The organism is Kineosporiaceae bacterium (genome assembly GCA_016713225.1).
Taxonomy (GTDB): Bacteria; Actinomycetota; Actinomycetes; order Actinomycetales; family Kineosporiaceae; genus JADJPO01.
Genome location: JADJPO010000006.1, coordinates 197858 through 215935, shown reverse-complemented (window position 1 = coordinate 215935; position 18078 = coordinate 197858). Strand labels below are relative to the sequence as shown.

General features: G+C 71.1%; 14 protein-coding genes and 1 tRNA gene. 2 read left to right on the top strand and 13 right to left on the bottom strand.

Features of this window, described 5'->3' with window-relative positions:
• Nucleotides 1-123: 123 nt before the first annotated feature.
• The 3 genes from IPK24_21360 to IPK24_21350 form a co-directional block, all read right to left on the bottom strand.
• Nucleotides 124-1416 carry a hypothetical protein gene (locus tag IPK24_21360; GenBank protein MBK8078037.1) on the bottom strand — a complete coding sequence of 431 codons (1293 nt, stop codon included), beginning with the start codon at nt 1414-1416 and terminating at the stop codon, nt 124-126.
• Nucleotides 1417-2433: 1017 nt separating this feature from the next.
• Nucleotides 2434-2524 (bottom strand) — tRNA-Ser (locus IPK24_21355).
• Between the two features lie 128 nt (nt 2525-2652).
• Nucleotides 2653-3558, bottom strand: coding sequence for an NAD(P)-dependent oxidoreductase (locus IPK24_21350; GenBank protein MBK8078036.1), 906 nt, complete (start codon nt 3556-3558; stop codon nt 2653-2655).
• A 152-nt stretch (nt 3559-3710) separates the two neighbouring features.
• On the opposite strand from IPK24_21350, the gene IPK24_21345 reads away from it, so the two are divergent.
• Entirely contained in the window at nt 3711-6017 is a 2307-nt protein-coding gene (locus tag IPK24_21345; GenBank protein MBK8078035.1) for a bifunctional diguanylate cyclase/phosphodiesterase, read from the top strand.
• Here the strand turns inward: IPK24_21345 and IPK24_21340 are convergent.
• The 7 genes from IPK24_21340 to IPK24_21310 all read right to left on the bottom strand — a co-directional run bounded on the left by IPK24_21340 (nt 5999) and on the right by IPK24_21310 (nt 12252).
• Nucleotides 5999-7171 (bottom strand): glycosyltransferase family 39 protein, encoded by a 1173-nt coding sequence (locus IPK24_21340; GenBank protein MBK8078034.1) that lies wholly within the window; start codon nt 7169-7171, stop codon nt 5999-6001. The genes IPK24_21345 and IPK24_21340 overlap by 19 nt on opposite strands.
• A 27-nt stretch (nt 7172-7198) precedes the next feature.
• Nucleotides 7199-7468 (bottom strand): hypothetical protein, encoded by a 270-nt coding sequence (locus tag IPK24_21335; protein MBK8078033.1) that lies wholly within the window; start codon nt 7466-7468, stop codon nt 7199-7201.
• A 129-nt stretch (nt 7469-7597) separates the two neighbouring features.
• On the bottom strand, nt 7598-8224 hold the full coding sequence (cysE, locus tag IPK24_21330; protein MBK8078032.1) for a serine O-acetyltransferase: 627 nt from the start codon (nt 8222-8224) through the stop codon (nt 7598-7600).
• 38 nt (nt 8225-8262) lie between these two features.
• The gene (cysK, locus tag IPK24_21325) at nt 8263-9192 is read right to left on the bottom strand and encodes a cysteine synthase A (protein MBK8078031.1); all 930 of its coding nucleotides are present in this window, start codon (nt 9190-9192) and stop codon (nt 8263-8265) included.
• Between the two features lie 100 nt (nt 9193-9292).
• Nucleotides 9293-10180, bottom strand: a complete 888-nt coding sequence (locus IPK24_21320; protein MBK8078030.1) for a hypothetical protein — start codon at nt 10178-10180, stop codon at nt 9293-9295.
• 57 nt (nt 10181-10237) lie between these two features.
• The gene (locus IPK24_21315) at nt 10238-11221 is read right to left on the bottom strand and encodes a hypothetical protein (GenBank protein ID MBK8078029.1); all 984 of its coding nucleotides are present in this window, start codon (nt 11219-11221) and stop codon (nt 10238-10240) included.
• A 125-nt stretch (nt 11222-11346) separates the two neighbouring features.
• Nucleotides 11347-12252 (bottom strand): alpha/beta hydrolase, encoded by a 906-nt coding sequence (locus IPK24_21310; GenBank protein ID MBK8078028.1) that lies wholly within the window; start codon nt 12250-12252, stop codon nt 11347-11349.
• 115 nt (nt 12253-12367) lie between these two features.
• Between IPK24_21310 and IPK24_21305 the strand changes: the two genes are divergently transcribed.
• Nucleotides 12368-14737, top strand: coding sequence for a patatin-like phospholipase family protein (locus IPK24_21305; GenBank protein MBK8078027.1), 2370 nt, complete (start codon nt 12368-12370; stop codon nt 14735-14737).
• A gap of 31 nt (nt 14738-14768) precedes the next feature.
• Here IPK24_21305 and IPK24_21300 read toward each other — a convergent pair whose 3' ends face one another.
• From IPK24_21300 to IPK24_21290, 3 genes are all read right to left on the bottom strand, one after another.
• Nucleotides 14769-16337 carry an NAD(P)/FAD-dependent oxidoreductase gene (locus IPK24_21300; GenBank protein ID MBK8078026.1) on the bottom strand — a complete coding sequence of 523 codons (1569 nt, stop codon included), beginning with the start codon at nt 16335-16337 and terminating at the stop codon, nt 14769-14771.
• A 129-nt stretch (nt 16338-16466) separates the two neighbouring features.
• Nucleotides 16467-17336, bottom strand: a complete 870-nt coding sequence (locus tag IPK24_21295; protein ID MBK8078025.1) for a DUF559 domain-containing protein — start codon at nt 17334-17336, stop codon at nt 16467-16469.
• A gap of 155 nt (nt 17337-17491) precedes the next feature.
• Nucleotides 17492-18010 (bottom strand): methylated-DNA--[protein]-cysteine S-methyltransferase, encoded by a 519-nt coding sequence (locus tag IPK24_21290; GenBank protein ID MBK8078024.1) that lies wholly within the window; start codon nt 18008-18010, stop codon nt 17492-17494.
• Nucleotides 18011-18078: the final 68 nt, after the last annotated feature.

The window sequence follows — 18078 nt, the reverse complement described above, 5'->3', positions numbered from 1 at the left end:
GAACTACCTGGCGGGCGAGCTACCGGTCGTCAGCCATGGCGCCCCATGATGATCCAACGCTGCGGCTTTCGCATCCGGCAGATGCCCCAAGCGCACACGGTGCGAGCAGCACGCCTGCGGACATCAGCTCGACGGCGGACCGCCGCTCGGTGGCCCGGACAGTTCGACACTCACGCCTTGCCGCGGCACCGCATCGATCACCACCTGTCCGCCGACCTGGCGAATGGCCTGAACGACTTGAGCCGACAGACCGTGACCGTAGGAGGTGCGCCTCGGATCGAAGCCTGGCCCTCGATCGGTGACCCGAACGGTCCACTGCCCTGGGCCGACCTCGGCGAAAACGTCGACGGGCGTTCCCCGCCCGGCGTAGCGCAGCGTATTGGCGAAGACCGTCCGCACGGCCGACTCGATGGCGATGAGAACGCGCGATTCCATGGCGCCATGCAACTCTCCCAAGACGAGATGGATGGGCAGATCGGGGAACTGGTCACGAAGACGCACGAGCACGTCCTCGAGGTCACCGACGGCGCGGGCGCGGCCCTGGAGGAACGTCCGGAAGTCAGAGGCGCTGTGGCGCGCCCGGACGACCTCGTCCTGCAATCGACGACACAACACCAACCCGGTCTCGGACTGGGCCGCCTCGGCTGACGTGGCCGGGGGTGTCGATGCCTGCAGCAGGTGTTGCAGCTGAAGACCGACCCCCTGGGCAAGGTCGGCGAGCCGTTCTAGCGTGCCGGCCGGATCGTGTACCAGGTCCCGCGCCCGGGCCTTCTCCAGCTCGGCGGAGGCCCGAACCGCCTGGTCGTGCGCGTGTTCGGCCTCCAGGGCGATCTGCCGCACGAAGCGAATCACGAACCAGCCCGCCACGGCCAAACCGCCGAGTCCGCCGGGGTTCTGCACCAGCCAGGCCAGGGACGTATCGGGCTGCAGGGCAACGGCGGTCAGGGTTGCGGCGAGCAGCGTTGTCCCAACCACGACGAGAACCACGCTGCGCGCCAACGGAAGTGCAGCGACGACGTTCACTGCCATCGGTTGAAACCAGCCGCGGATGCGGTAACGATCAGTGCTCGTCGTCGCCAGGTGTGAGGCGACCATCAGAGCTGCCTGCACGCACGCGTCTAGGGCCAGCAGCCACCACTGATCCAGCCGTCGCCGACGGACGATGAGGACGGTCAGGGCCAGATTCTCCACCAGGCTCACCACCACACAGACTGTGGCCAGCCCCCGACTGTCCAGATGCCGGTACTCGGATGCCAGCGAGGCGACGGCCACGATCAGAGTGGGCACCCTGACCGCCAGGAACAGGCGTGACATCGCCAGCTCCACCCGCGCTCTCAGGTCGAGACCATGGCCGTTGCCGAGGTCGTCGTTGCCCTCCGGTCGGAGCTTCTGGCCACTGACCGTTTCGATGGTCACGTTCACGGGTCTACCAGATGGAGGCATTCGGACGCCGCTCCCCGAGGTGCTTCGTCCCATTCCTGCCACCACGCCCGGGTTGGTCAGCCGGGCTGCCCTGCAATGCGGAGCGTTGAGAGAGGATGCCCCACAGTTCGTCCTTCACGCCACAACCAAGCCGCACATGACAGTGCGGGCACGCTGTGCGAGCCGCCGCCGACGAAAACGTCGATGGGGCTTGGTACGCGGGTCTGATTCCGCGGCGCTCGCAGGTGGCGCCGTTCGTCAACGAGACGACCCTGGTTCCGGTGATGCCGTTGGCACAGGCAAGAACCTTCGCGAGCGGTTCCCGTCGCGCTCGCAGAGGTTCTGAGGCGCTCGGGACGCCCGGGTGGTTCATCCACGTGGAATCTTCCGAGATGGCCGCGTTCACACTGGCCAAGACCGTCAACCGCAGCGCCGTAGCAAGTTGACCCGAGTTCGGATTCCTCGCCGACGCCTACCGAAAGGTATCGGCACGCGGACGCCGGACCCGCCAGCGCTCGCTCTCCCTCTGGTCCACATTCCATGCTGGCCGCCGTAGGCAGGTCTCCCCGACCGCGCACTGCGGGGCCCCATCTCGTCGAACACCTGCCGTCCGCCGCATCGCCTGATCCACCCACGAACGCGAATAGGCGACGGACACGGAACTAAGCTCACGACATTCATCGCCGACCTGCGGTGCCCGCCACGGACCCGGCTTCTCCCCGTCGGATACCCCTCCGGGTACCTGACGCCGGGCTGATCAGACCACAAATGGGCCACTGGCACGACCACTCACTAGTCGATCAGTCACCTTCCATGATCGGCGTCACCGTGAGCCATCGGGGCGCTGACCAGCACGAACGCATTTCGAACACCTCCTGCGGACGTGCCTTCCGGCCACATGGGGCCGTGACCAGCGGTTTCGCACGGCGCTATCGCGCCCACACTCTCAAGATCTTTTATTGATCTTGAAAAGCCGCATAACTGCACGTCAAAGGCATGATCATAAGTCAGCGGAGGGCGAGGGATTCGAACCCCCGAGCACGGATGGTTACGCGCTAGCGGTTTTCAAGACCGCCACCATAGGCCTCTCGGTCAGCCCTCCTCGGTGCGACCCCATTCTGCCGCCCACGGGCCGAGTGCTGTCCAATCGACTCACCCCCACTCTGGCCCACGAACTCGATGCGTTGTCGACCGCCCGGTTCACACAGCAAACGTGCACGGATTACATGATCACCGAGGGGTGGCGTGGTCGCGCCACGAGTGCTGCGGCTCGTACCCCAGCACCCGCCGCGCCTTGTCGATGCCCAGCAATGTCTCGTGCTCGCCCAGCTCGCGACGCACCTCCACCCCGGGGAACACCTCGGCCATCAGCGAGGCACTCGACCGCGACATCACGGTGTCGGCATTGGCGATGATGAACACCTCGCACCCCCGCCCGTCCCACTCCAGGCCCCGGCGCACCGCCTGGGCGCCGTCCCGGGCATCGATGTACCCCCACAGATTCCACTTGCGCGCCAACGGATCTGCATCGAACGCGGGGAACGCCGCATAGTCCTCGACGTCCATCACGTTCGAGAACCGCAACCCCACCATGGTTCGCTCCGGATCCCACCGGCACAGCTGGCGGGCCATCTCCTCCTCGAGCACCTTGGTCAGCGAGTACGTCGACTCCGGGCGCGGCCAGTACTCCTCGTCCACCGGCGCATACGGCGGCGGCACCTCGAACGGCAACCCCAGCACCGTCTCGCTCGATGCCCACACCACCCGCTGCACCCCACACACCCGCGCCGCCTCGAACACGTTCCACGTCGCCACCGCGTTGTTCGCGAAGACCGCCGAGTTCGGCACCAGCCCGGGCGCCGGCACCGCGGCCAGGTGCACCACGGCGTCCGCCCGCGGCCCGCGCTCGTCGACCGTCCCGCCGATCACCGACACCACTTGGCCGTAATCGGTCAGATCGGTCACCACCCAGCTCACCGACCCACCCCCAGCCGCGCCCCCCGCCGCCCCGGCCGCGACGTCCGCGCCCCGCACCCGGTCGACCGCCAAAACGTCCCAGCCGGACGACGCCAGCTCGGCCACCACCGCCCGGCCCAGCTTGCCCGCCGCCCCGGTCACCACCACTCGTCTGTTCACGCCCCCGACCCCACGCCCCCGCCCCCGCCGTGTCAAGCCCACCACCCCGTTACGCCGAACGGGTCTGCTTCTCGTGCCGCTCCCACAGACGGGTTCGCCGCCTACCGATGCCGAGAGGAGAACTTGACTCGACTCGTGGGGGGCCAAGACCCGTGGCACCGCAGGCCAGCCGGCGCTCTGCGCTCGACGCTGTCCTGGCGCTGAGTGGCTGGCTGGGGCTGCTCGGGCCGTTCGTGCTCGCGGCGGTGCTGTCCCCCGCCCCTCGCGACCTGCTCCTCACCGGTACCGGCCCCGCCGCCGAGCGCGACCGCGCCCTGTTCCTGATGGGCCCGGTCATGGCCCTGATCCTGTTCCGACTGGTCCGGCTGATCGTGGTCACGCCCGAACGTCGCGCCGCGTTGATCCTGCTGCTGATCACCCATGTGCAGTGGATGGCCGCGGTGGTGTACACCACCGCCACCCAGGGCTCTCCCCAGCCGACCACCTTCCCGAGCGCGTCCGACGCCATGTTCACCGCCGGGCTCGGCAGCCTGGTCGCCTACCTCGCCGTGGACCGACGACGCAACAGCGACACCTCGCTGACCGTCTGGCTCGACACCGCCATCGCCAGCGGCGGCATGATCTCGCTCACCAGCCTGATCCTCTCCTCGCCGCTGGCCTCCAGCGCGGCCTCGATGCAGCCGCTGTTCGCGGTCATCGACACGATGACCTTGTGCCTCGTGCTGGTTCAGCTGGTCCGGCGACAGCGCGCCGTCCGACCGAGCGGCCTGCTGCTCCTGCTCAGCATCAGCTGCATGATCTTCTCCGACAGCGCCCTGACCTGGTACGTCGTTCAAGAACACCACCACTACCCGGTGACCCTCGACGTCCTCTGGGGCGTCGCGATGCTGGTCCTGGGCTCCGCCGCCGCCCGCACCCTGCCGGCACCGATGCCCGCGCCCACGGGCTCGACGCCCCCACCGGACGGTGACGCCCAAGGATCGGTGGCCACCCTCGTCATGCTGCTGGCGGCCACCCTGGTGCTCGCCTTCGTTCCCCCCGGCCCGAGTCGACTGATCGCCGTCGGCCCCGCGCTGGTCACCCTGTCCGCGGCCATCGCCCGGCTGATCCTCGGGCTGCGCACCGCCCGCGAGGCCGCCGACGCCTTCCGGCAGTCCCTGACGGACGACGTCACCGGGCTGCCGAATCGTCGCTCCGTCCTGACCACGCTGGACGACGCCCTGGCCACCGGCCCCCCGATCGGCCTGCTGTTGCTCGACCTCAACGGCTTCGCCGAGGTGAACGACACCTTGGGCCACGTCGCCGGGGACGACATGCTGCGCGTCATCGGAACGCGGCTGCGCGCGGCGGCACCTGCCTCGGTGACCGTGGCACGGCTCGGCGCCGACGAGTTCTGCCTGGCCTACCCCGACGTCACCGCCGACGACCTCACCGCCATCGCCGCGCGGCTGCGCACCGTCGTCCGGCAGTCGGTGGTCGTCGCCGGGCTCTCGCTCACCCTGGACGCCACATTCGGCGGGGTCGCCCCCGACGCCGAGATCCACGACGGCGGTGACCTGCTGCGTCGCGGCGACATCGCGCTGACCCAGGCCCGATCCACTCACCTGCCCTACGCCGCCTACGACCCCGAGCAGGACATCTTCTCGCGCGATCGGCTCCGCCTCGGGGACCAGTTACGCGAGGCCATCGCCGGCGACCAACTCGAGCTCTGGTATCAGCCTCAGGTCGACCTGCCCACCGACACCATCGCGTCGGTCGAGGCCCTGGTGCGGTGGCGGCACCCGGAGCGCGGCCTGATCCCGCCCGGCGAGTTCCTCGACCTGGCACGGCGTTTCGGCCTGATGCCGGCCCTCACCGAGACCACCATGCGGCTGGCCGTCACGGACGCCGGCCGCTGGCACACGGCGGGTCTCGACCTCAAGGTCGCCATGAACGTCGCGCCCGCCGAACTGCTGACCGGCGGCTCGATGGCGCTGTTGCGCGAGCTGGTCACCGCGGCCGGACTCCCCGGGGAACTGTTCGTCGTCGAGGTCACCGAGGACAGCTTCCTGGCCGACCGTAAACGCGCCCAACAGGTCATCGAAGAACTCCACCAGGCCGGGTTCGAGGTCTCGGTCGACGACTACGGCACCGGTTTCTCCTCCCTGGCCTACCTGCGGGACCTGCCGCTGCGCGAGCTCAAGATCGACCGTAAGTTCGTCGCGCAGATCGACACCGACGAGCGCAGCGCCGCCATCGTCTCCACCACCACCGACATGGCCCATGCCCTCGGCATGCGCATCGTGGCCGAGGGCGTCGAGACCGCCGCAGTGGTCGACGCCCTGCGCACCCTGGGCATCGACCTGGCGCAGGGCTACTTCATCGCCCGGCCGATGCCCGCCCGCGAGGTGGACGACTGGATCGCCGCCTACCACTCCCGAGCCGCTCGAGCCGAGGTGGATCAGGCCACCCAGAGGTGAGCCGCCAGCGCGATCGCGATCGCGCCCATGACCGGCAGGCTCAGCCCGATCACCACCACCGACGGCCAGATCCCGGGGCGCCGATCGCGCAGCCACACCAGCCCCTCGGCCAGCACCAGGTAGGCCGGAAACCACGTCAGTGCATAGCGCGGCGACGACTGCACCGTGGTCGAACAGAGCAGGACGGCGACACTCGCCGCGACATAGACCGTCTCGGCCCAGCGCCGCCGCCAGAGCAACACCAGCACCAACCCGACCCCGGCCAGCGCGAAGCCGACGTCCGCGACGTAGGCGACGAACAGGTCCGGCGTGGTGGCATGGCCGATGGCGTGCCACCCTCCCTGAATCCCCTGCCACGGCCAGGCGGTCCGCCGTCCCCAGCCGATCACCTGCGCGTCCGTCCACGCCGTCCAGGACCCCGTGCGCGCGTGCAGGTACGCGACGAAGCCACCGACCGCGATCGCCGGGCTGAGCAACGCGAGGGCGTCGACCCGCGGCCGCCGCCACCCGCCGTCCCACCCCGCCGTGCCGGCCGGGCGCAACTGCAACAGATACATCAGCGCCAGCCCAGCAGCCAGGAACACCCCGTTCACCCGGACGACGGTCGCCAGCCCGGCCAGCATCCCGGCCCACCACCAGCGGCGTTCCACCCCCGCCAGCCACGCCCCCAGCGACAACGCCAGGAACAACGCCTCGGTGAACACCGCCGACAGGAACACCCCGTACGGGGTGACCGCCAGCAGCAGCACGGCGAGCACCCCCACCCGGGCATCACCGGTGAGCCGGACGGCCAGACGCCACAGCAGGACGGCAGCCACCGCCGCGGCGACGTGGCTGATCAGCAGCCCGGCCAGCGTGGGCCGGCCACCGAGCAGCGGGGTCAGGAACCGGATCGCCAGCGGATACCCGGGGAAGAAGGCCTGGTCACAGCACGGCAGGCCGGGCGGCAGGTAGCCCTTGTCGGCGATGCGCAGATAGTGGAAGGAATCGGCCCACGAGAACCGGCCGGCCCACCAGGCCCACGGGTCGGCCCGGCGTTGATCGCGATCGAATCCGATGAGATACCCGGTCAGGCCCACCAGGACGACCAGGGCGAGGCGACTGATCAGCCAGCCCACCACGATGTGCCGTGCCCGCAGCCGCCCGAGTTCCACGCCGCACAGTCTGACGTGCCGGGCGGGTCAGTCGTCGAACGGGTCGTCGTTGGCGGCGTCACCGTGCGTGCGACCCAGCTCGTCCTCGATCGCCGCGTCGGGTGAGCCCTCGGGGACGTAGCGCCACGGGGTGCCCTCCGGCGGACGTCGTTGCCTGGCCAGCACGTACACCACCTCGCGCCGGCCCCCGAGATCGAGGGTGAGCAAACCCAACGGAGCCCAGTGCGGCTCGTCCAACTGAATCAGCGTTCCGCTGGCCGGCCCCCCATCCAGGAGCCCCAGCGCCCGTTTGGCCATGTCCCGATAGTGACTCGAAGCCCCACGAACCACCAGGTCAGACGGGCTCCCGGACGATCATCTCGGGCAGCTGGGCCGCTCAACGGACCGTGCCCGACGCCCACCGGGCGTCGCAACGCCCATCGGAGGTCAGATCCAGATGGCCGGGTCGACCGCGATCTCACCCGGACCGGGGATCTCCGAGGCCGGCGTGGGTGACTCGGGCAACGTCTCGCCCCCAGGGATCCGTGCCCTACCGGGGATGCCCACCACGACCGCACCGGCCGGCACATCCCGGACGACGACCGCGTTGGCCCCGATCTGCGCTCCCGCACCGATCACGATCGGACCCAGGACGCGGGCTCCCGCCCCGATGGTCACGCCGTCCTCGACGGTGGGGTGGCGCTTCACCTTGGCCAGGCTGCGACCACCCAGGGTGACGTCGTGGTAGATCATCACGTCGTTGCCCACCTCGGCGGTCTCGCCGATCACCACACCGTTGCCGTGATCGATGAAGAACCGCCGTCCGATCGTGGCCCCGGGGTGGATCTCGATCCCGGTCCGACCCCGCATCCACTGCGAGACCAGCCGCGCCGCCAACCGGTGCCCCCGGACCCACAGCGGGTGACTGACCCCGTGGTGAACCCAGATCGAGTGCAACCCCGGGTAGGCCAGCACCACCTCGACCCTGCTGCGGACCGCGGGGTCGCGGGCGATGGCCGCATCGACGTCCTCGCGCAGCCGCAGCCGCCAGCCGATCCGTTCCTCGGCCGCCATCGCGAGCCCCCTCGTGCCGTCCTGGCGCGCCCGGAACATCAATCCATCAGATCCGAGTAGAGCAGGGTCGACAGGTAGCGCTCGCCATAGCTGGGGATGATCACGACGATGATCTTCCCGGCGAATTCCTCGCGCCGCGCAACCTGGGCTGCCGCCCACAACGCGGCTCCCGAGGAGATGCCGACCAGCAGGCCCTCCTCCTTGGCTGCGCGCCGCGCGTAGGCCACGGCCTCCTCGGTCGGGGCGTCCAGCACCTCGTCGTAGACCGACCGGTCGAGGATGTCGGGGACGAAGTTCGCGCCGATGCCCTGGATCGGGTGACCGGCCGGCTGACCGCCGTTGAGGATCGGCGACGCCGCGGGCTCGACGGCGACAACCCTGATGTCCGCGTTGCGCTTCTTGAGCTCCTGGCCGACGCCGGTGATGGTGCCGCCGGTGCCGATCCCCGACACCAGCGCGGCGACCTGGCCGTCGGTGTCGGCCCAGATCTCCTCGAACGTGGTGCGGCGGTGGACCTCGGGGTTGGCCTGGTTGGCGAACTGACGCACCAGGACGGCGCCCGACTCGGCACCGATCGCCTCGGCCCGGGCCACAGCACCCTTCATGCCCTCGGCCGCGGGGGTCAGCACCAGCTCGGCGCCGTAGGCCCGCAGCAGCGCCCGACGTTCCTTGCTCATCGACTCGGGCATGGTCAGCACGACCTTGTAGCCCTTGGCCGCGCCGACCATGGCCAACGCGATGCCGGTGTTGCCCGAGGTGGCCTCGACGATCGTGCCGCCCTGCTTCAGCTCACCGGAGGCCTCGGCGGCCTCGATCATCGAGACGCCGATCCGGTCCTTGACGCTGCTGGCCGGGTTGTAGAACTCGAGCTTGGCCACGACCGTGGCGGCAGCGCCGTCCATGATTCGGTTCAACCGGACCAGGGGGGTACGGCCGACGAGTGTGGTCACGTCGTCGTAGATCTGCATGGAACAGGTCACCGCCTCGTCTGTGGGGGCTCGTCCGCGAGCCGTGCAGGCGAGAACCTATCGCGAGCCGTGCTTGTTCCGGATTCCTCGAGGTTCCGTCTCAGGGCAGGCTGCAGGTGCCGGGGTCGATGACCAACCCGAGGCTCGTCGCCTCGACACTCGGCCCGGCCGCCACCCCGAGGTTGGCCGTCCACTGCGCGGCCCCGCCGATCGGGTCGAGGTGCTGATAGCGCTTCACCGCACCCGACGGCGTGGTGGCGTAGAGCACGCCCCCGCCCGCCGAGACGATCGAGGTCATCACCCAGCCGCCCCCGCCGACCTGCGACTGGGTCCAGGACAGCGGCCCCGCGGTGGGGTCGGAGTGTCGGTACCAGAACAGCCGGGCGTCACGCTGCAGGTAGACCGACCCGTCCCCGACGGGCACGATCACGTCGTCCGGCTTCCACCCGCTGCCGACCAGCTCCCCCTGGGCCTCCTCCCAGGTGGCGCTGCCGTTCTGCCATCCGGTGTGGTGGAACTCGACGAGCTTGCCCGTCGGACGCACCACGTAGAAGCGACCCTCGACACCGAGCCCGATGTTGACGATGCCCCGGCCGGGAGTGAACCCGACACCCACGACCCGCCCACTCGCGGCGTCCCACCGCGCGGCGGTGTCGTCGTACTTGAACCACTTGATCTGTCCGGCCCAGGTGAGCCCGTAGAGCACGCCGTCGCCGCCGGCACCCATCCACGCGAACTGGGCCGACGTCCACCCGCCACCCACACGATCGCCGACGGCCAGTGAGGCGTTGGACGACGCCACGTCGGGGTCACTGACCCGGTAGAGCTTGCCGGTGGCCCCCGCCACGAAACCCTGGGCGGTGCGACAGGTCGGGGAGGCGGCCGCGACCGAGGCCGCCCGGGCGGCGGGCACCTGCACCGTCAGGGCGGCGGCCAGGCCGGTGACCGTGGCAGCCAGACCCAGCCTTCCGAGAACGAGCCTGCGCACAACACGGGGGCGCGCCGAACGGCGGTGGAACACGGGTGTCTCCGATCGTGAGCGAGGTCAGACGATGCTGCAGGCGAGCGGGTCGATCCCGATGCCGAAGGAATCCGGACGGGCGGTCAGCTTCAGGACGCCCTGACTGGTGGCCCAGACTCCCGTGCCCCCCACCGGGTCGGCGTGGCGGTACACACGCACCTGGCCGGTCCCGCCCTCGGTGGCGTAGAGCACGCCGGCGCCCGCGGACAGCACGTCGTAGAACTTCCAGCCCGAGCCGATCGCGGTCTTGCGCTGCCAGGTCACCGCACCCAGGGCCGGGTCGGAGTGCCGGTACCAGTAGAGGACACCCTGGTACTGCCGGTACACCGTGCCGTCGCCGTTGGGAATGATGATCTCGCTGCCGGTCCAGCCGGAGCCGATCTTCCAACCCGCCGCGGAGGCCCAGGTGGCTGCCCCGGTCAGCCGGCCGGTGTGCTGGAAGAGGTAGAGGTCACCGGTGGCGAACACGACGTAGAACTTGCCGTCACCACCCAGCGAGATGTTGATGATCTTCTTCTTGGGAATGAAGCCCTTGCCCACGATGGACCCGGCCCCGGTGCGCCAGCTGGAGGTGCCGGCGTTGTAGCGGTACCACTTGAGCTCGCCGGCCCAGGTGAGGCCGTAGAACGCACCGTCACCGCCCGCCGCGGTCCAGGCGAAGTTGCTGCCGGTCCAGCCGTTGCCGACCTGAGCGAGTTCCGTCATGGTGTTGGCCCCCCCGAGCGGGGCGCTGTCGGAGAGACGGAAGAGCGGGCCACTGGTGATGCGGCTGAACCCCTCGGCGGCGCGGCAGGTCACCGAGGGCAGTGCCTGGGCCGTCACGGTCGAGAGCCGCGGCACCCCGGAGGCGCCCACCGAGCCGATCGAGGTCCGGCCGGTGCGGTTCGTGGCATCGGGGCCGGGTGTCGCGCCGGCGGACCCGGCCGTGGCCAGGGCCACCGCGGCGGCTGCGGCGGTTGCCACGGCCATCCCCAGGGCTCGCGCCACTCGTCGTGTCGTCGGGGTCATTCGCACCCAGCTCCTCGCGCGCCAGTCACTTTCGGTATTCGATCAACAGCAGAGAGTACACATGCGGCCTCGGGGAACCACGGCAGCACGCCGGGGAGGAGCTCCCGGGCGACGGATGGCGCCACCTACGCCGAGGTCGCGAGCAACCCGTGGTCGCGGATCCACCGATCGAAGTGCTCCGCCGTCCAGTCGGGCACCTCGAGCATCGGCAGGTGACCGGCATCCGGGGCCACCGCGTAGCGCCAGGTCGGGTTGGCCGCCGCCAACTCGGACGCCGCGCCCACCGGTACCAGCCGGTCCCGCCCGCCGTGCAGCACCAGCACCGGCATCGACAGCCCGGCGGCCAGTGCCGCCAGGCGTCGCCGCCGCGCGATCACACTCAGCACCGAGCGCGCCGCGACCTCGAACTCGAGCGCCAGGCCCGGCACCTCCGCCCGCTGCTGCGTCAGGCGGACATGGGCCGCCACCACGTCGGGCGCCACCCGCGCCGGATCGGCACAGCAGAACGTCAGCATGTCGTGCACCGACTGCTCCGCCGTGCGGGCGCGGCGGCGTCCGGCCACCACCGCGCGACCCAGCCCGGGGGTGAAGTAGGCGGCAAACACGGCGGACGACAACAGGTTCGGCCGGTGACGCACCCGCGGGAACCACGCCGGATCGAGCAGAGCGGCGCCCGTCACCAGCTCGGGCCGTTCCGCCGCCGCCAGCAGGGTGATCAGCCCGCCCATCGAGTTGCCCACCCAGAGCGCAGGGCCGCCGCCGACCTCGGCGACGAAGCGTCGCACCAGCTCACCGTTGGCCTGCACGGTGGTCGAGCGGCCCGCTGCGCGGGTGAGGCCGAACCCCGGCAGATCGAGGGCCAACACCCGGTAGCGATCGGCCAGCAACGGCCCCAGGGCGAGCCAGTTCACGGCGGCCCCGCCCAGACCGTGCACGCAGACCACCAACGGCCCGGACGCCGGGCCGCCGAAGTCGAGGTAGTGCACGGGACCACCGAGGTCGGCCCATCGCGAGAGTGCCCCGGTGTCCATTCCCGTCAGGCTCGGCGTCCGCAGGGGTGGGTGTCAACCACCGCAGCCCCCCGTTCCGGTCACGACCTGGCACAATCCTCGCGGGCCGGATGGCCCCCGAGGGGAGGATCCGCGCGTGACCGAGAACCCGTGGCGCGCCGTGATCCGGTTGCAGGATCGTCACCGGTACCTGCGGATGCTCGAACCCCACCCCCCACTGATGCTCGACCTGGACGCCGCGCTGCCCCGGGCCGATCACCACCTGCTGCACTCGCCGGCAGCCATGACGCGGACGGCGACCAACTTCCCCGATCCCGATCACGTCAGTGACTACCTGGCCCACTCGGCCGACCTCACGATGCGCGGCGGGACGGCGGCGGCGGTGACCTACCCGCTCGGGGTCTGCGCCCTGGCCGAGCACTACATCTTTCGTCGCGTGGGCGGGTCCTCGGCCGGCGCCGTGACCGCTGCGCTCACCGCCGCCGCCGAGCTGGGACGCACCACCCCGTGCGTGCAGCCGGCCGCCGTCCCCGGCAATCCCGGCGGCGACGCAGCGCCCGCCGTCCAGTCGGGGTTCGCCGGGCTCGCCGAGATGATCGGTTGGCTCGCCGGGCAGGACGTCGCCGGGCCCGCCCTGGCCGACGGCGCCACCCACCCCGATGCACCCGCCTGGCCCGAGCGCCACCGGCTGACCCGGATGTTCCAGCCCGCCCCCGGCACCCGGGATGCCTACCGCGTCCTGATCGCCCTGATGCGCCTGCCGCTGGGGCACACGGCCCGCGAGCGCGCCGTCCCCCTGATCGCCGCGGTGCTGGCCGCCCTGCGCCGCGGGCCGCGGCTGATCGTCGTCCTGGTGTGGCTGGGAGCCCTGCTGGCCTGGCTCGGTGGTACGGCCGCCGTCGTGCGCGGCGCGTCGTTGCCGTTGCCGCTGACCGGCCTGATCTCACTCACCCTGGGGGTGACCACGGCGCTGGCCGCGCTGGCGGCCACCGCGATCACCTGCGCGATCGCGGTGCGCTCGGTGCTGGTCCGGCGCCCCGAGGCGGAACACTTCGGGTTGGTTCCCGGGGTGCAGCTGCCCGACATGGACGCCGCGCCGCGTGGCCTGCTGTCCCGCCGGCTCGACCGCCTGATCGGCGTCCCGGCGGTGGGTGACGTGCCGGCCGTGGTGGACTGGCTCACCGACCGGATCGACGACCTGGCCGGAATCCCGTTGGGGGACAACGGCTCCAGCGACTCGCGCCCCGCCTTGACGTTCGGTGAACTGTGGCTCGGTCGACTCGGCGCACCGAGCGCCGCCGAGACCCACCAGCTGCGCCGAGCCGCGGACGACGCCCAGGTGCGGTGCATCGACCTGGCCGTGGTCACCACCAACCTCGCCCAGAGTCGCCCCTACACGCTGCCGTTCCTGACCGCCGAGCGGGCCGAGCGCGAGGGTGCGAGCCGATTCCTGTTCTGCCGCAGCTGTCTCGCCGGCGTCCTGCCGGTTCGCGTTGTCGCCCAGATGATCCTGGCCTCACCGGCGCAGGCCAGGGAATCCACCTGTCCCCGACACGACGGCGAGATCCTGCACGAGGTTCCCGACCCCTGGGACATGCCGGTGGCTGCCGCCGTGCGGATGAGCATGGCGATGCCCGGTCTGGTGCGGGCCGTCCCGCTGTACACCCTGGACGTCGAGTCCCCCGGCCCGCTACAGGACCCGTACGGGCGCGTCGTGGCCCCCACGCCGCCGCCCCCGGCCGTGTTCGTGCCTCGGGTGCAGTGGTTCAGCGACGGCGGTGTGACCAGCAACTTCCCGATCCACAGCTTCGATGCCCTGCTGCCACGCTGGCCCACGTTCGGCTTCAACCTGGCGCACCTGCCGACCACCCCGCAGGGTGAGGAGCAGCTCGCCGAGTGGGTGAGCGTGCCCGCCCAGGACGCCGCGCCCCGGGCCCGCACCTGGCGCCGGGTGGCCACGCCGAGCGCCTTCGTCGGAGCCCTGACCGGCACCGCCCTGACCTGGCGCGATGCGATGCAGGCGGACCTGCCCGGGGTCCGCGGTCGTATCGCGGTGGTACGTCACGGGACGGGCGAGACCGACAGTGCCCTGTTCCTGCCGCAGCAGACGATCCTCGCCCTGGCCCTGCGCGGGTTCCATGCGGGACAGGCTCTGCGGCAACGGTTCACCGGCCCGGACGGCGAACTCACCGACCAGACCCAGACCGACCGGCATCGCTGGATCCGGCTACGCATGGCGCTGCGGGCCTATCGCGAGCTGAGCCTGGACATCAGCGCCCGGTTGCCGTTGTACAGCGACCTCGCAGCCTCCTACCGGGTGCCGGAATCGCTGACGACCTGGTTCACGCCGCCGATCGCGCCCGGCACCACCGACCCGGCCTGGCCGGACGCGGCCGCCGCGGTGACACACCTGCGGGCGCTCTCGGCCGGTGGCGTGCTGGACTGGGACACCGACTACGGGGCACCACCGATCGACCCGGACCTGCGGATCACGCCACTCGAATAGTCGTCGTCGACAGACCGGCCGGTCGGTCGACTCAGCCGGCCAGGGCGCGGGCGATGCACCCCTGCACCGCGGCGGCCCACGTGCCGTCGGGCGCCTCGACGTCCAGCAAAGACGCCGCCGGGATGCCCGCGTTGAGCGCCAGCACCAGCTGGCCGACGGCTTCGCTGGCCCCCGGGCCGCGCAACAGCGCGCCGACCACCGAGCGGCCGGTGCCGCCACCGAGCGGCGCCAGCACCGAGAACACTCCCCGACCACCGGTGGTGCCGACCACGACCCGAACCGACGAGTCCGGGTGCGGGCCCTCGGCCTCGGCGACCGCGTCACCCGGCTGCGGTTCGCACTGGCCCAAGGCCACCACCTCGGGGTCGGTGCGGGTCACCAGCGCCGGCACCGGCGCCGTCCACCGCATTCCGGAGCGCCGACCCACGACGTTGGCCGCCACCACCCGGGCCATCGGCCCCGGGGCAGCGCCGTAGACCGTCATGCCGGTCACCTCGCCGCAGGCCAGCACCGTGCTGGTGGCCGTGCGCAGACGCTCGTCGACCTCGATCACACCTCGCCCGGACACCGTCACGCCGCCCGCCGGCAGGTCCATGCCCGTGGTCCGGGGCCGACGTCCGGTGGCCAGGATCAGGGCCTCGGCCGCGACATCCCCACCGCCGTCGGTGCCCACCCAGGCGCCGCCGTCCAGGGTGGGGGCGACCTTGGCCAGAGGCGCCCCGCAGATCATGCGCACCCCCTCGGCGGCCAGGGCTCGGATCACGGGCTCGGCGGCCCGGTCCGGCAGGTCCGGCAGCGGACGTTCGGCGCTGTCGACCAGGGTGACCGTGACGCCGAGGCGAACCAGCCCCTGGGCCACCTCGCACCCATGGGAACCGGCACCGACGATCACCACCGAGGCCGGCAGCGCGGGCAGGTCGAACAGGTCGGAGGCGGTGTACCAGTCGGTCTCGAGGATGCCGGGCACGTCGGGCACCCGGGGGCCGGCGCCGGTGGCGAGCACGATGCGATGCGGTGACAGCACATGGGATTCCGCGGGCGGACCGGGTGTCTCGACGGCGATTCGGCCTCGCGAGAGGAGTGCCACGGCTCCCGTGGCCATCAGGGCGCCGCTGCCGTGCAGCGCACCGACCCCGAAGGACCGATCGAGGTGAGCCCGGAGCGAGACGAGCTCGGCGTGGGCTGCGGGCCGATCGAGGCCGCGGGCAGCCCAGCCGCGCAGCAGCGGGCCGGCCCAGTGGGCGGGGATCGGCACGCTCATCTCGTCGCTGGCGAGCAGCTCGGCGTGCCAGCGCACCGGAGCGTGGGCCAGCACCACGACGCGGCCGGGGCGATCGTCCTCGAGCCGGGTGGAGATCTCGCGCGCCACGGCGACGGCATCCGGGCCGGGGTAGGGACCCGAGGCGACCACGACCACCTCGGCCGCCATCAGCTGCTCGTCCGTCAGCCGGTGGATCGCCGGCACCGTGGGTGGGTCCGGCTCGCCGCGCGAGATCGACCCGATCAGGCCGGCCATGGGCGTCCGGCTCAGCGTCGCGGCGATGAGATCCCCCGGGCTGCGCGGTCCGGGCACGCCGGTACGTACCGAGGGCTGCGACATGCCTCCCTATCGACCGCTAGCCCGCCTCACTTGACCCACGGTCGGCCGAATCCGCACCAGATTCGTCACAACTGGCCCCACCTTGCTCGTCCAGCCCCGCTCGGGCTGGTTGTGACGAATCTGGTGCGATCAGGCGGCCCGCTTCACGACATCGCGGACCACGGCCACCAACCAGGCGCCGTCGAACATCACCTGTTCCCACGAGAAGCGCAGCACCGTCCATCCGGCACGCACCAACTCGTCGTACCGGCGGCAATCGCGATCGAGCGCGGCCCGATCGCCGTGCCAGCTGAAGCTGTCCGCCTCGATGACGATGCGCCGCTGTTCATCGGCCAGGTCCACGCGGAACTGCCCACCTGGGGTGTCGATCACCACCTGGGGTCGGAACCCGTCGATCCCGGCGTCGATCAACACGCCGCGCACCGCGGACTCGAAAGGATTCGCGGCCAACGGGCTGACATGTCGAGCCACAGCAGCTCGACGAGCCCGTCCCCGGCCCGGCCGCCCCGCCGCGACGAGGAGCTGATCGAGCAGGTCGGGATCCAGGCGAAGTGCCCCGTCGGCCACGGCCAACGCCTGTGGGAAGGGCAGACTCTCGCAACAGTCGAGCACCGTCTGGAGCAGCGAGGTCACATCCCCGCGCACAGCCGTGTCGGGCAGCCGACGCTGGTGAAACACGACGCCCTTGCGGACTGGTGGCCGGGCGCCCCGGGGGATCGTCACGTGCACGGTCTTCGGCGGGAAGACCAGTTCGATCCCCCACAACACCGCAGCAGATTCGTGCGAGACCACTCCGCGCCCGGCGGCTGCCTGGATGCGGGCCTGGCTGAGACCCGGTAGGACATAGATGCCATCGGCCGCCCGCACCACCTCGCCCGCCGCCAGAGCACGGCGGAGCTCATGGCCCGTGGTCATGGCCAGCAGGTCGGCACGAGCTGCGCGACCGCCCAGGCGATGCACCGCCTCTGCCGCCGTGAACCTGGCCGTCGATCTCGCCACGCGCACCAGGATGGCGATCTCGAGGGGCCGGATTCGAGTTATCCACAGCCCAATCTCGACCCTCTCGATCGGTCATTCGCACCAGGTTCGTCACAACTGGCTGCCAGAGGTGCAAGCGACGCCACCGCGGCTGGTTGTGACGAATCTGGTGCGGATCAGAACAGCTGATCGCCCTCCAGATCGAGCAGGAACTGCTTGCGCTCCAGCCCGCCGCCGTACCCGGTGAGGGTGCCGTTCGCCCCGATCACCCGGTGGCAGGGCACCACGATCGAGATCGGGTTGGCGCCATTGGCCAACCCCACAGCGCGCGAGGACGCCGGGCCGAGCCCCAGGCGGCGCGCGATGTCGCCATAGCTCGCGGTCCGGCCGTAGGGGATCTGGCGCAATGCCTGCCACACGCGGTGTTGGAAAGCCGTCCCGACCGCGGCCAGCGGCAGGTCGAATTGGGTCCGGGTGCCGGCGAAGTACTCCGCCAGCTGAGCCGCCGCGGCTGCCAGCACCGCGTGGCCCTCGTCCCGCCGGCCCAGCCGTTCGGTGCTCGCCCGGGTGTCGGCACCGCCGCGGTGATCCTGGAAGTAGATCCCCGTCAGGGCCGCACCGGACGCCCCGTCGATCGGCACATCGGTGGCGGTGAGCAGCAGCACCCCCACCGGGGTGTCGAGGGGTCGCCACACGTCCACGCCGCCATGCCTACCATCCCCGCCGCGCCGTGCCACCCCGATCTCGCTCGGCGGCGGCGATC

Coding starts and splice junctions, on each gene's coding strand:
- IPK24_21335 (MBK8078033.1), bottom strand. CDS start 7,468: ATGGCCAAACGGGCGCTGGGGCTCCTGGATGGGGGGCCGGCCAGCGGA.
- cysE (MBK8078032.1), bottom strand. CDS start 8,224: ATGGCGGCCGAGGAACGGATCGGCTGGCGGCTGCGGCTGCGCGAGGAC.
- cysK (MBK8078031.1), bottom strand. CDS start 9,192: ATGCAGATCTACGACGACGTGACCACACTCGTCGGCCGTACCCCCCTG.
- IPK24_21315 (MBK8078029.1), bottom strand. CDS start 11,221: ATGACCCCGACGACACGACGAGTGGCGCGAGCCCTGGGGATGGCCGTG.
- IPK24_21310 (MBK8078028.1), bottom strand. CDS start 12,252: ATGGACACCGGGGCACTCTCGCGATGGGCCGACCTCGGTGGTCCCGTG.
- IPK24_21300 (MBK8078026.1), bottom strand. CDS start 16,337: ATGTCGCAGCCCTCGGTACGTACCGGCGTGCCCGGACCGCGCAGCCCG.